The organism is Algibacter miyuki, from assembly GCF_030409805.1.
In the GTDB taxonomy this organism is placed as follows: Bacteria; Bacteroidota; Bacteroidia; order Flavobacteriales; family Flavobacteriaceae; genus Algibacter; species Algibacter miyuki.
In genome coordinates this window covers 181,704-196,424 of record NZ_JAUFQP010000016.1, presented here as the reverse complement: position 1 = coordinate 196,424, position 14,721 = coordinate 181,704, and the positions used below count along the sequence as shown (strand labels likewise).

At 31.8% G+C, this 14,721-nt stretch carries 10 protein-coding genes; all 10 read left to right on the top strand.

The window, feature by feature from the left end; translation table 11 throughout:
• The first annotated feature begins 1 nt into the window (after position 1).
• The 10 genes from QWY92_RS19445 (at position 2) to QWY92_RS19400 (ending at position 14,701) form a co-directional block, all read left to right on the top strand.
• Positions 2–1,426: a purple acid phosphatase family protein gene (locus QWY92_RS19445; RefSeq protein ID WP_290274810.1), complete on the top strand. Its 1,425-nt coding sequence runs from the start codon at positions 2–4 to the stop codon at positions 1,424–1,426.
• 34 nt (positions 1,427–1,460) lie between these two features.
• A complete protein-coding gene (locus QWY92_RS19440; protein ID WP_290274808.1) occupies positions 1,461–2,333 on the top strand; it encodes a glycerophosphodiester phosphodiesterase family protein in 873 nt (290 codons plus the stop codon).
• 493 nt (positions 2,334–2,826) lie between these two features.
• A complete protein-coding gene (locus QWY92_RS19435; protein WP_290274804.1) occupies positions 2,827–3,333 on the top strand; it encodes a sigma-70 family RNA polymerase sigma factor in 507 nt (168 codons plus the stop codon).
• 80 nt (positions 3,334–3,413) lie between these two features.
• Positions 3,414–4,607 carry a FecR family protein gene (locus QWY92_RS19430; RefSeq protein ID WP_290274800.1) on the top strand — a complete coding sequence of 398 codons (1,194 nt, stop codon included), beginning with the start codon at positions 3,414–3,416 and terminating at the stop codon, positions 4,605–4,607.
• 236 nt (positions 4,608–4,843) lie between these two features.
• On the top strand, positions 4,844–8,188 hold the full coding sequence (locus tag QWY92_RS19425) for a SusC/RagA family TonB-linked outer membrane protein (RefSeq protein WP_290274797.1): 3,345 nt from the start codon (positions 4,844–4,846) through the stop codon (positions 8,186–8,188).
• A gap of 11 nt (positions 8,189–8,199) precedes the next feature.
• Positions 8,200–9,684 (top strand): RagB/SusD family nutrient uptake outer membrane protein, encoded by a 1,485-nt coding sequence (locus QWY92_RS19420; RefSeq protein ID WP_290274794.1) that lies wholly within the window; start codon positions 8,200–8,202, stop codon positions 9,682–9,684.
• A gap of 27 nt (positions 9,685–9,711) precedes the next feature.
• Positions 9,712–9,996: a hypothetical protein gene (locus QWY92_RS19415; protein WP_290274792.1), complete on the top strand. Its 285-nt coding sequence runs from the start codon at positions 9,712–9,714 to the stop codon at positions 9,994–9,996.
• A gap of 26 nt (positions 9,997–10,022) precedes the next feature.
• Positions 10,023–10,730 (top strand): DUF4843 domain-containing protein, encoded by a 708-nt coding sequence (locus QWY92_RS19410; RefSeq protein WP_290274790.1) that lies wholly within the window; start codon positions 10,023–10,025, stop codon positions 10,728–10,730.
• A gap of 50 nt (positions 10,731–10,780) precedes the next feature.
• On the top strand, positions 10,781–12,313 hold the full coding sequence (locus tag QWY92_RS19405; protein ID WP_290274788.1) for a PKD-like family lipoprotein: 1,533 nt from the start codon (positions 10,781–10,783) through the stop codon (positions 12,311–12,313).
• 120 nt (positions 12,314–12,433) lie between these two features.
• Positions 12,434–14,701, top strand: a complete 2,268-nt coding sequence (locus QWY92_RS19400; RefSeq protein WP_290274787.1) for a Gldg family protein — start codon at positions 12,434–12,436, stop codon at positions 14,699–14,701.
• Positions 14,702–14,721 lie beyond the last annotated feature (20 nt).

The following is a 14,721-nucleotide window of genomic DNA, read 5'->3' as shown; positions in this document are numbered from 1 at the left end:
CATGAAAAAAACAACATTAGTGCTTTTAGGGTTTATGGCTTTAATGGCTTGTAAAACAGCAAAAAAAGAATCTAATGCTCATGATGAAGATCATGATCATTTCCATTCACAATATTCATCAATGTCCGATGTAGATGCACATAAAATTATATTTCCATCAAAAACACCTGATAGAATAATTGTGAGTTTAACGGAAGATGCTAATCACAGTTTTGCTGTAAACTGGAGAACAAACCAACAGGTTGACACTGCATACGTACAGGTAGCAGAAGAAACTCATGGACCAGATTTTTTACTGGATAAAAACAAGCAACAATTTACTGCCAAAACAGAATTCATAGCTGTAGAAAATATTAGGGACCAAGAACCTTTGGTAAAAGCAGCATATCATTCTGCAATTATTAATAACTTAAAACCAGGCACTAATTACGTGTATAGAGTTGGAGATGGGAATAAAAACAATGATACTTGGAGCGAATGGTTTCAAATAAAAACGCCTTCATCAAACAAAAGCGAACCTTTTAGTTTTATTTATTTTGGAGATGCACAAAACGATGTGAAATCTATGTGGTCTAGAGTTCTTCGTAAATCATACAAAATGATGCCAGAGGTCGATTTTATGCTACATGCTGGAGATTTAATTAATCATAGTGAATCTGATAGAGAATGGGGAGAGTGGTTTTATGCGGGGAGTTTTATACATGCAACAGTACCTAGTGTCATGACGCCTGGAAATCATGAATATGATAAAACTGTAGAACGAAAGAAATTATCAGCCTTATGGAGACCACAATTTACTTTGCCTGAAAATGCACCTATAGAAGAGCTTAAAGAAACTTGTTATGCTTTAGATTATCAAAGTATGAAATTGATTTCTATTGATGCACAAAGTTTTATTAATAGTGAGTACTCACGAAACGAACAAATAAAATGGTTAGATTCTGTTTTAGCAAGCAATACTAAAAAATGGATAACCATTACAATGCATTACCCAATTTATTCAACTAAAAAAGGAAGAGATAATAAAGAGTTAAGAGAAGGGTTAAAGCCTTTAATAGATAAATATAATGTTGATTTGGTTTTACAAGGTCACGATCATACTTACGCCAGAGGTTATGCTTCGAATGAAGGTTTAGGAAAAACAGTAGTTGAAGATGCAGGAGCTATTTATGCTGTTTCTGTTAGTGGTCCTAAAATGTATGAATCTCAGAATCAAGATTGGATGGTTAAGCGCGGAGAATTTACACAACTTTTTCAGATAATAACAATAGAAGGAAACACTTTAAAGTACGATTCATACACGCCAATGGGAAGCGTATATGATAGCTTTCACCTAATAAAAAAAGAGGATGGGACAAAGAAAATAATTAATGATCCTGAAAGTCAGGAATTCATGAGGTTTAAAAGCGATTTTATCAAAGAGTAGTGAAGTGTTTATGGAATTACGTAGATATAAAATAATGAAAAACACTAAAATTATAATAATTTCAAAAATACTGGTGCTGTTCTGCTTTTTTTTAGACTTCGGAATTCAAGCACAAACCACCAGTGTAGATCGTATTCTTATAGATTTTCATGACAATAAACATGTATTAGTAGCGTCACATAGAGCAGCTCATCAAGAATATCCTGAAAACTCTATAAAAGCGATAGAAGAATGTATCCGTTTAGGAGTTGATATTGTAGAATTAGATCTTAGGCAAACTAAAGATGGTGAAATAATTGTAATGCATGATAGCACAGTAGATAGAACTACTAACGGAAACGGGAGGGTAGATGACTTAAACTGGAATGATTTACAAAACTTAAACCTTATATTTAAAGGAAAAGAGACGAATGAAAAAATTCCAAGTTTTGAAGATGTGCTGAAAGTTACTAAAGAGAAAATTCTAATTGATGTAGATTTTAAGGCGAATAGTATCGATGCTATTAGTAAAACGTATGCTTTAATTGAAGAATATGGAATGGAGAGCCAAGTTTTGTTTTATTTATACGATTATGAGAAAATCCCATTGCTACGTAGTATGAATTCTAAAATTAAAATTATGCCTAGAGCGTATAATAAAAAAGATATAAAAAGAATTTTTAAGTATGATGGTATTTATATAACTCATATAGATGAAAGCTTCTACAAAGCTCCCCTCATGGAAAAAATGATTCTACAAGGATCTAGAGTCTGGATAAATGCACTTGGTAAATATGACGATATGGAGAAGCATAAGGAAAAATCAGGGTTTGATAAGCTTTTAGAAAAGAAATACATAAATGTTATCCAAACAGATTTTCCAGAGGAATTACTACAATATTTAAAAGAAAAAAAATTACATCGATAGTCTGGTAAACCAAATAAAATTAATCGAAATCAACACCTAAAAAAACAAAGCCCCGTAACATTATGTTTACGGGGCTTTTTGCGGGGCTAACTAGATTTTTTTTTATTCAGGTTAATAAATTTCACTTCATTTGATGTAATTTTTGGGATATATATGATAATTTACTGAATGGTTTGCTACTTTTAAATATAGAAGGGTGAAATACAAGGATGATTTTTAATATCAATAATTTATTTTAACGAAATAATTAAATTTATATGAAATTGATAAATATGGTTACGGTATTTTGAATAGAACCTAAAAAATATGGGTTTATTTATGGTGTTACTTACAAACATGATAATTTAAACTCTTTTTCATGTATTTGGCAGAAGTTGACACTCTTGCATAGTAAAAGTTTTAATTTATTTTTTATAGATTTGCTAATGTAGGTAAGTCAGAAAGTATTAGACAATCTTGCAAAAGCACTCTCAACTATTAAATATTTTTCCTTTTGATTAATTTAGAAAATAAATTTAAATCGGCATATAAAGAGTTATGTTTGATATCTTTATTTTATGTGAAAGATATTAAAGAGGCAGAAGATATCGTGCAAGATATTTTTGTTAAAATTTTGGAAAGAGAAAACCAAGACGACATAATAAATCTAAATTATTACCTGAAAAAAGCAGTTAAGAATGCTAGTTTAAAAAGAATTTCTCAAAACAATAAATTACAATTGCTGGATGAAAATGCACTTTTCTATAATGAAGCAAGTACTTTTGATGAGAATGAACATGCTTTGAATAAAAAAGTTCAGTTATACAAGCAAATAGATGGCCTGCCAAAGCAATGTAAAAAAATATTTTTATTATGTGTTTTAGACGATTTAAAATATCAAGAAGCCGCTAACCAACTTGGGATATCAATAAACACTGTTAAAACGCAAATGAAGAAGGCTTTTAAAACTTTAAGAAAGGAGCTAAAGGATACCTATTTACTCATTTTTGTATCCAAATAAAATAATACTTCAAAAATAGTTCAAAAAAACATCACCCTAAATATTAATTTCTGGTCTTCTAATTAGTAAGTCCTAATTAATTGAATAAAACAGAGGTGAATAAAAACAAAATTTTAATAAAGAAAATAAATGCTAACCTTACTAAAGAAGAGGAGAAAGCATTCCAAGATTGGCTGCAAAAGTCTGAGGAAAATAAACATCTTTATGAGAAACTTGTATTTCTAAAAAGGGAAAAAACACATATTAAAAAAGTATCGGAGATAGATACCAATACAGCTTGGCAATTAGTTCAAGAAAAGTATAATAAAAACAAATTTAACAGTACAAAAAGAATATCATCATTCAAAGTAATGAAATATGCGGTAGCAGCTTCCATAGTGTTGCTTATTTCCGCAGGGCTTGTTTATAACAATCGAAACACTTCCTTTCCTGCTTCTGTTGAATCCGCACCTGTTATTGTAAATAATAGTATTACGGCTGGTACAGATAAGGCTATTTTAACTTTAGAAGACGGTACATCGGTTGAGTTGAAAAAAGATGTGGTTTATGCTACAGAAGAGGTTAGTAGTGATGGTAAACAAATAGTTTACAATAGTACTTCAACAAACACTAAAGACATTAAATATAATTATTTAACAATTCCACGAGGTGGGCAGTTTTTTATAAAGCTTTCCGATGGTACTCAGGTATGGTTAAATTCAGAAACAAAAATTAAATATCCAGTAACTTTTACTAAAGGAATAGATCGTCAAATTGAACTTATTTATGGAGAAGCTTTTTTTGATGTCACACCAAGTGAAGAACATCAAGGTGCATCTTTTAAGGTTTATCATAATAGACAAGAAATTGAGGTACTTGGTACCCAATTTAATATTAAGGCATATAAAAATGAAACTAATATTTACACCACCTTGTTAGAAGGAAAAGTGGCGGTAGACATAGATTCCAATAGACAATACCTTAAACCATCTCAACAATCAAATTACAATCTAAATAACAATTCATTTGTTATTACAACAGTCGATGCCAGAAAAGAAATATTATGGAAAGACGGTGTATTTAATTTTGAAAGTGAAAAACTAAAAGATATTATGGTTGTGCTTTCTAGATGGTATGATATGGATGTTATGTTTGAGAATACAGAACTAGAAGAACAAAAATTTGTTGGACTAATTAATAAAAATTACACTATTGAAGATATTCTTACCGTAATGAAAGATGCTAATATTATTAACTCGTATTCCATTATAGAAAAAATAATCATTTTAAAATAATCGTTTAATTTCAAAATAAAACTTATGAAGTGAAAACAAACTAACTACAATTTATAAAAGTATTAAATGAAAAAGGAGGAAAATAGTTTGCACCCTAGGAAAGTAAAAGACTATATCCCCCTTTAGATCTGTATTAATTAATTAAAAAGTTTAACTAACTAACAACTTGTAAATTTATGAAAATTAACTTGACTCATGTTCTTTTCTATAAGAAAAAAGAACTCTTATTACTTATTATGCGAACATTTATATTCTTGTTATGTACAACTATGTTTAGCTTGAGTCCAAACTATGTTTTGTCGCAAAACGCAAAAATTAGTATTACCGAAGACAAAATAGCTAGTGTAGATGAAGTTTTTACTATCATCAAAGAGCAAACAAACGATTACATGTTTATTTATCGTGAAAATTTATTTAAAGATTTTCCAAAAGTTCACCTAAAACAAGGTGTAATAAAATTAAATAAATTATTAGAAGAAAGCCTTTCTGGAGGAAACGTTAACATAACTGTGACTCCAAATAATACCATTCTTATCCGAGAGAAATCTTCTGAAGATCGAAGACAAAGAAAAGTATCTGGGAAAATATTTGACGAAACAGGAGCGCCATTACCTGGTGTAACTGTTTTAATTAAAGGTGAAGGTGTAGGCACTAATACAAATATCGATGGTGAATATAGCCTTATAGTACCAAATATAGAAAGTGTTTTAGTGTTTTCTAGTATAGGGTTTAAAACTCAAGAAATTAAGGTTGGAAATCAAACAATGATTAATATAACACTTGTAGAAGATTTAAATCAGTTAGGAGAAGTGGTTATTAACGGGGTTTTTGAAAGAAAAGCCGAAAGTTTTACAGGATCTGCCGTAACTATAACAAGAGAAGAGCTAAGAAAAGTAGGTAGTCAAAATATTTTTCAAGCCATACAAAACATAGATCCATCGATTGCTTTGGTGGAAGATTTTAGTTTAGGTTCAAACCCAAATAATTTACCCGATTTACAAGTACGTGGTACTTCAACATTTCCAGGTTCAGGAACCGAAGGATTTAAAGGGAATTATTTACAAAATCCCAATCAACCACTTTTTATATTAAATGGTTTTGAAGTATCAGTGGAGCGTATTTATGATATTGATTTTAACCGTGTTAAGCGTCTTACTATTTTAAAAGATGCCGCTTCAAAAGCATTATACGGCTCAAAGGCAGCAAACGGTGTTATTGTTATTGAAACGGAAACACCAACTGGTGATGATGTAAGAGTAACTTATAATGCTAATCTTGATTTAGAACTTCCAGATTTATCAAGTTATAACCTTACCAATTCGTTAGAAAAATTACAAGCAGAAACACTAGATGGTCTATATCTATCTAATAATGCTAATACCTATGTAGGGCTTCAGCAATTGTATAATACGAGATTAAAACTGGCACAAGAAGGTTTAGATACCGATTGGATGGCAATACCATTACAAACCGGTGTAGGACATAGACATTCCATAGGAGTGGAGTTAGGTAGTGAGAATATAAGCGTACTGGCGGATTTAAACTATCAAAAAAAGACGGGAGCCATGAAAGGATCGTTTAGAGAAAATATTGGCGGTAACCTAACGCTAATGTATACTATTGATAAATTAAAGTTTAAAAACAGTTTATCGGTAACAGGAAACAATACACAAGAATCTCCTTATGGAAGTTTTGATACTTATACTAAAATGAACCCGTATTGGAGAGCTAGAAATATAGATGGCAGTATTCCGTATTATTCAGAGACTTTTAGTAATGGTGTAAGCGTAACAAACCCACTTCATGATACTACTTTAGAAACCAAAAATGAATCGAGTTATTTAAATTTTGCAAATAACTTTTATTTAGAATGGGATATTTTACCATCTATAAAAACAGTTGCACGTTTTGGTATTGATTTAAAACGAAGTGATGCCGATGTGTTTTTACCTAGTCAACATTCTGTGTTTGATAATTCTAATCTAATAGGTATTATTCTTTTAGGTTCTCAAGACTCTTATAAAGGATCTTATATAGTTAATAATGGAAAAAGCTCTAATGTGTCTGGAGATCTTAATGTACAGTATTCCAAAAGTATCCAAAAGCATTTCCTTTTTGCTAATTTAGGCTTTAATGTAAGTGAGCGTAAATACCAAGAAGTTGTACACGCAGCCGCAGGTTTTCCTAGTAGCCGGTTAGATGATATCACTTTTGCCAAAGGTTATGCATTACAGTCTAGACCACTTGGAATAAGTGGTGTATCTAGAGAATTAGGTTTTCTTGCCATAGGATCTTATGTGTATGATAATCGATTTCTTAGTGATGCCACCATAAGAACAAGTGCTTCCTCTCAATTTGGAGAAGATAAGCGTTGGTCTACCTTTTGGAGTTTAGGTTTAGGTTGGAATATGCATAATGAAGCTTTTTTAAGAAATTCATTTGTCGATCAGTTAAAACTTAGAGGGTCCTTAGGATCAACTGGTAATCAAAATTTCAATGTCAACCAATCTATTGTAACATACGGTTATTATCAAGATAAATTTTATCAAGACAATCCGGGATCGTACCTTCTTAATATGGGGAATCCTAGTTTACAGTGGGAAACCAAATTCGATTATAATTTAGGGCTTGATGCAAAAGTTGAAAACCTTAATTTACGATTTGATTATTATGAAAGTTATACTGAAAATCTTATTACAGATATCACATTGCCTCATTCTACAGGTTTTAATAGTGTGAAAGAAAATTTAGGAAAAGTTAAAAATACAGGTATCGAAATTAATACTTCATATTTAGTATGGACTGAAGGGCGTAACTTTTTTAGTGTAAACTTTGGAGTTACAACCAATAAAAATGAAATTGTTGAACTTTCTGATGCTATGGATGCATTTAATGAAACTCAAGATGCTATCGCAGCAGATGATGAAAATAATAAACCGGTGCTTAAATATCAAGATGGTATGTCTATGAATGCTATTTGGGCGGTACCATCTAAAGGTATAGATCCAGCAACAGGTTTAGAAATTTACCAAAAACAAGATGGCAGCACTACCTACGAATGGGATGCCGACGATATGGTTGTTGTAGGGAATAGTAACCCTGAGTACCGTGGTGTTTTTGGAGTTTCAGGTGAGTTTGAAGGTTTTGGTATTAGTATTACCGCTAGATATTTAGGTGGCGGGCAATTGTATAACCAAACTCTAGTAGATAAAGTTGAAAATGCAGATATACGTTATAATGTGGATCAACGTGTTTTAACAGGCAGATGGCAATACCAAGGGCAAGAAACTCCTTTTAAAGGTTTAAGATTTTTTAATTATGAAACGGGTAGGTATAATTATGAGGATTCTCAAACAAAACCAACGTCTCGCTTTGTGCAAAACCGTAACGATTTTGATCTTGCAGCCGTTAATGTATATTATGATTTTCAAAAGAACATTACCGATGCTATAGGAGCAGAGCGTTTACGCTTAAGCTTTAATGCCAATAATATAGTGCAGTTCTCAACCATAGAAATTGAGCGTGGTACGTCGTACCCTTTTGCGCAATCTATGTCTTTTTCACTAACTGCTAACTTTTAAAACAAAAGATTATGAACAAGAATATTAAAACAATATTATTAGGATTAACTTTTCTAATACTTACAGTGTCCTGTAGTGAGGATTGGTTAGACGAACAATCTAGCACACAAATAACTGCAGAAGAACAGTTTTCATCGGTTGATGGGTTTAAAGACGCTCTTATGGGAGTTTATTTAGGGCTTACCGAGCCAGAGCTTTATGCTAAAGACATGAACTGGAATCTTGTTGATGTACTTAGCCAACAATATGCTACGTTTTCTAATAGCGCAAACTATGCTGGCGTGCAACAGTTTAATTATCAATCAGTAAATTCAACAGCTCAACTAAAAGCACTTTGGCTAAAAGCCTATAATGTTATCGCAAATATTAATATAGCACTTGAAATGGCCGATAAAAACAGAGATGTTTTAGGAGATATTGATTATGCTATTATCAAAGGAGAATTATTAGGTTTAAGAGCCTTCGTTCATTTTGATGTTATGCGTTTATTTGCTGTGGGTAATTTAGAAAATCGTCCAGCGATATTACAAGATAAAACAATTCCTTATGTAAAAGTATTCAGCAAAAATATAACAGCACAACTTAGTTATAGCGAAACTTTAAAATTAATGGAAGTAGATCTTGATGAAGCTTTAGAGTTACTAAGTGAAGATCCTATTTATGCCACAGATAAACCCGCAAATTATTACGATGTCGTAAATAGAACAGGTTTTTATGACAAACGCGAACAACGCATGAATTATTATGCAGCTAAAGCATTACAAGCACGTGTTTTTCAATGGCAAGGTAAGCAAACGGAAGCAGCTGCAGCGGCCGAGGTAGTTATAGCAAACTCATTTACAAGCTTAATAAATTCGGCAACTTACCCTGTATCTGCAGATAAAATATTTTATCAAGAAGTTCTATTTTCTTTAGATGTGGATTTATTACCTTTTTATACCATGCCATTGTTAACGGCAGAAGGTGATGGTACAAATTATGACGCCTTGTTTTATACCTCTAATTTTACTAATGATACATTTGAAACTAACAATGTAAATATAGGAATTGCCGATGTACGATTTAATACACTCATGGAAACACAAGCAAGAGGTGTCCTTAATAAAAAGCTTGTTCAAGATGATGTATTTTTAAGTGGTTCTCGAAATCAATTGCCTTTAATTAAGCTTCCAGAAATGTATTATATAGCAGCAGAAGCCTATGCTAAAAATGAAGCAACGTTACAATTAGATAAGGCAATAGGTTACTTAAACTTAGTAAGAAGTAGTAGAGGGATTATCGAAGATATTCCAGATACAGCAACACAAGAAGAAGTGATTCTTGAAATTAAAAAAGAATATAAAAAAGAATTTTTAAGCGAAGGGCAACTATTCTTTTATTACAAAAGAACAGGTGAAACACAAATATTTGGTTTGTCGGACGGTATTATATTAGATGATAACGTATACGTTTTACCATACCCTGATGGAGAATTACAGTTTGGGAATACGCAATAAATGTTAAACGCAGCAAAATATATAATTATGAAGAATAAAATATACACCGTTTCTACACTTGTTTTTTGTTTCATGTTTTTTAACTCTTGTGAAAAAGAAGAAACAGAAAGTTCTATTGAATTTTCAACAGTCGTTTTATCTGGTAAGCCTTTAAGTTATGATTTTTGTGAAGACATGACAGTAACCAATAATTTAAATTTTTCTCAAACTAATAAAAAAGCAGACTTAAAAAGCAAACAAGGGAGTACTTCAAGCGAAGTATTTATTTTGTCTGAGCCATGCTTTTCATTCAGTTTAGGAAGCTCAAATTAAATGTTTAATTTATAAATTAAGAAATTATGAAAAATATAATATATACCATCTTTTCAATGACATTGTGCTTAGTATTAGTCATGTCTTGTGAAAAAGATGAAATAGATAATTTTAGTGCAGCACCCGCTATTAATTTTGTTAATGACTCTATTCAATATTCATTTATTCAAGAAGTTTCAAATGAATATATTTTAGAGGTTCCTGTGGCTATTATAGGAAATACCGCCGATTATGATCGTTATTTTAATGTAGAAGTACTTGATGATGAATTAACAACAGCAACAACCGATCTCTATGAAATAATTGAAGGAAAAGTTCCTGCTGGGGAGTTTACTGGTAATTTATTAGTAAAGTTAAAAAAATCACCAATACTTGATGATACTTCAGTATCTATACATATTGCCTCAATGACATCAGATGATTTTGTTATAGGAAATACCGAGTCGAATACAACAAAACTGATTTGGACAAATAAAATTGTTATTCCTGCATGGAGGTATTTTGGGTTTTTCTTCACAAGATATTCAAGTTCAGCAGCCTATAGAGTGTTTTTAGCAACTACAGGTCTTACCGATTTTTCAATTACAGACTATAGAGCAGTAGGTCCTACGGGAGCTCAAGCTTTAGGTAAAGCATTTGGAGATTATATAAGACAGTATGAGATAGACAATGGAACACCTTTACTTCATGATGATGGAGACCATGCCGGTGAGGTTATTGTACCTATATACTAATTAGTATACTTGTCATTCTTGTTAATTAATAACATTAAAAATTAAATTTCATGAAAAAATTATTAAATATAGTAATCCTGCTAGTGTTTGCAATAGTAGTACAGGCCTGTTATGAAGATAAAAGTGGTCTAGATGTAAATACCATTCCAGGGGTAGAAATTGATACCACGGGAGTTAGTAAAATTTCTGTTTATCAATTTGATAACCTAGAGTTGAACCCTAAACTTAATATTGAAGGGTTATCTGAAAGTCAATTGGATTATGAATGGAAAATAAATTTAGCACCAAATGATACTACATATCAAATTTTAAGTAATGTGCGTAACTTAGATAGCGAAATTGCTTTTCCCCCTACAAATCCAGGTTATCCACATCAATTGGTATATACCGTTACAGATGTAAATACCGATTTAAAATATATTATGGCATGGCCAGTAACCGTACTGAATAATATAGGTGAAGGTATCGTAATCGCTGAAACGTCAGATGGTACTTCAACAGATTTTAGCCATATTATGAGTGCTGATGTAACCACAGATTTTGAAGGCGAAAGTGTGAAATACCATGTGTATTCTAAAATTAATGGTACTACTATTCCTGGGGTTACAAAGCAAATAAAGTACTATCAAATATATGGGAAAAATGCCATGTTAGGCATAACAGATAATATGATTTATAGAATACAAACTTTAGATTATACTTTAGCTGGAACTAATAATGATTTGTTTTATGTACCACAAACATCGTATAATCCAAAGGCGTTAGGTCAAGTAAATCAAGGTAGTTTGTTTATTAATAATGAGAGTTTAACATCAACTTATTTTGGAGCTTCTCAAAAATTTGGGAGCGCTTTTGCTTCTAGTTACACTGTGCCAGATATAATAGCAACAAACCCAAAGGCAAATCCACCTGTAACGATAAATTATTATAGTGAAGCAATTGATAAATTCGTTTATCAACCTTCTATCACTCAGTTTGGAGACAGCAACAGATACGAGATTCCAGAAAACACAACAGGAGTGTTTAACCCAGCTACGCTAGTTAACATGGTTAATTTAGCTGCAGGTACAGGCACTGATGGGGCTTTTAGACATTTACTTAAAAATGAAAGTACAGGCGATATTGGTCTTTATGTATTTGATGGAGGAGCTAGCGATTATCCTAATACTATTCCTCCAGCTCCAATTGCTTTTTTCAACTTAACAAATGCGCCAGATATTGCTCAAGGAAAATCATTCGTATTTCTTGATGATCAAAAAGTGATGTATTATGCTACAGATAGCAAAATTTACGCTGTAATTTATGCTTCTACTTCAGTAGTGGTTCAAGAACGTTATACGGCTCCAGCTGGAGAAGAGTTATCTATTTTACAAGTGTATCAACAAGCAGATTACCCATTTAGAAGCTCAGGAAGCTATTTACCATTAAATAATAAAGCTTTGTTAGCAGCCACCTATAATGGTAGCGAAGGTAAAGTGTATTTACTTCCTCTAATTAATACCGGTATTGGTAACATAGACACGCCTAACATTAAAACTTTTACAGGTTTTGATCGTATTACGGCAATGAACACTCAATTATAAGATACTTCATTTTAATAGGTTTCCCCCGCTATAATTAGTTATAGCAAAGGGGGAACTCTAATAAGATTGGCATTTAATTATACTATTTTGAAAAGAATAGTACAAGAATACTTTTACCCAATGAAAAAAATTATAAAAATTGCTCAAGTAGAATTGAGTATACTATTTTATTCTCCTGTAGCCTGGTTAATATTAATTATTTTTACCATACAATGCGGGGTTACTATTTCTGATTTACTTGAAACTCGTGCGGCAAGTCAAGAATTAGGAAACAACTTAAAGGCTCTAACTAAAGATGTTTTTGGGGGGTATAATGCTTTTTTTAATTCGGTAAAAAATAATTTATACTTATATATCCCTTTATTAACCATGGGACTTATGAGCAGGGAGTTAAGCAGTGGCTCAATAAAATTATTATTGTCGTCTCCGGTTACCAATAAGCAAATTATTTTAGGAAAATTTTTAGCTATGGCTTTGTATTGCCTGCTATTGGTTGTGGTTTTATGCTGTATCGTGTTTACAGGAATAATTTCTATTGAGTCTATTGATATTTGGTATTTGGTTGGAGGGATTTTTGGTCTTTATTTATTAGCGTGTGCATATGCATCAATAGGGTTGTTTATGTCTAGTATTACCACGTATCAAGTGGTGGCAGCAATGAGTACTTTAGCTGTGTTTGCGGCATTAAATTTTATGAGTTCGGTAGGACAGAGTATCGATTTTGTACGTGATATCACGTATTGGATGGCACTTTCCGATCGGACAAATAATTTTATCGCAGGGTTAATTAGTAGTAAAGATGTTATTTATTTCATTTTAATTATTAGCTTATTTTTAGTTTTAAGTATCATGCGATTAAATGCAGGTAGGAGTACCTATAGTGTAGTTGCAAAAACATTAAGGTATGCTGTAGTTGTGGTTTGTGTTCTTGTAATAGGGTACTTAAGTTCGTTACCAACACTTAATGGCTATTATGATACAACAAGATTTAAAACAAATACACTCACAGAACAAACGCAAAGTTTATTAAAACAACTTGATGGCCCTGTAAAAATAACAGTTTATGCTAATGTTATAAACCAATTTGCCCATTTAGCTTCACCAAAATTTAGAATATATGATTTAAAGCAATTTGATGATTATACTCGTTTTTTGCCGAATTTAGAAATCGATTATCGTCCGTATTACAATTATACACTAGATAAACGAGATAATACTGATAAAACATTATTAGAGCGTGCAAAACGGGCATCTACAGCCTATGGTTTTGATTTCGAAGAGGTGATGACTCCAGAAGAAATTAACAAAATTATAGATTTAGAACAAGAATTAAATGGGTTTGTACGTGCACTAGAGTATGATGGGAAAACAGCTAATTTACGTATGTTTTTCGATCAAATTGGCTACCCTAAAGAGTCTGAGATTTCTGCTTCAGTTAAAAATATTTTAATTGGACCGGCTAACATTGGTATTTTAACAGGTAACGATGAACGAAGTATCGACAAAAAAGGAGATAAAGAATATAAAAATGTGTTTAATCAACTAAACTCGAGATCATCTTTAATTAATCAAGGGTTCAACATATCTAATGTTTCCTTGGAAGACGGTATTTTACCTTTAGATCTTGCCGTTCTTGTTATTGCCGATCCTATTATTTCTTATAGTGACTCAAATTTAGATAAAATAAAAGAGTACATAAATAAAGGAGGGAATGTTATTATTGCTGGCGAACCTAATAAAGAGGCATTATTCAATTCTATTCTAGAAGAAATCGGCGTTCAGTTTTCTAAAGGGATATTACTGCAAGAAAGTGGCGATTATAAGCTCGATTTATTACAAGCTAAAATAACAGGCGGAGCACATAAATTAGGATATTCGGTTAAGCCGGAAAGTGTTGTAAGTATGCCTAACACCATGGCAGTAAAATATAAAGACACGCTTGGTTTTAAGGCTACTCCAGTTTTAGTATCGAATAAAAAAGAAGTTTGGAATGAGCTTGAATCTATTAATTTAGAAACAGATTCTATTAGCTTTAAGCAAGATGTTAATACAAAAACAGAAGCCTTAGTCGCACTAGCACTCCAGAGGAACGTAGGGAATAAAGAGCAAAAAATTATGGTGTTTGGTGATGCTGATTTTATGAGTAATAAGGAAATAAGCAGATCTAATTTAAAAAATAAAGAAAATCATCAATTTGTTAAAGAAACTTTCAAGTGGTTTAGCAATGGGGAATATCCAATTGATGCCACTAGACCAAAACCAATAGATAATAAACTATTAATTACTCAAGATGAAGTGGCATGGGTTAAAGTGTTTTTTATAGGAATATTGCCGCTACTCTTATTTATTTTAGGGGGACGAACTTTGTTAAACAGGAAACGTAACTAATTAGAAAACTTAATTGTTAA

Coding starts and splice junctions, on each gene's coding strand:
- QWY92_RS19445 (WP_290274810.1), top strand. CDS start 2: ATGAAAAAAACAACATTAGTGCTTTTAGGGTTTATGGCTTTAATGGCT.
- QWY92_RS19440 (WP_290274808.1), top strand. CDS start 1,461: ATGAAAAACACTAAAATTATAATAATTTCAAAAATACTGGTGCTGTTC.
- QWY92_RS19425 (WP_290274797.1), top strand. CDS start 4,844: ATGCGAACATTTATATTCTTGTTATGTACAACTATGTTTAGCTTGAGT.
- QWY92_RS19420 (WP_290274794.1), top strand. CDS start 8,200: ATGAACAAGAATATTAAAACAATATTATTAGGATTAACTTTTCTAATA.
- QWY92_RS19415 (WP_290274792.1), top strand. CDS start 9,712: ATGAAGAATAAAATATACACCGTTTCTACACTTGTTTTTTGTTTCATG.
- QWY92_RS19410 (WP_290274790.1), top strand. CDS start 10,023: ATGAAAAATATAATATATACCATCTTTTCAATGACATTGTGCTTAGTA.
- QWY92_RS19405 (WP_290274788.1), top strand. CDS start 10,781: ATGAAAAAATTATTAAATATAGTAATCCTGCTAGTGTTTGCAATAGTA.
- QWY92_RS19400 (WP_290274787.1), top strand. CDS start 12,434: ATGAAAAAAATTATAAAAATTGCTCAAGTAGAATTGAGTATACTATTT.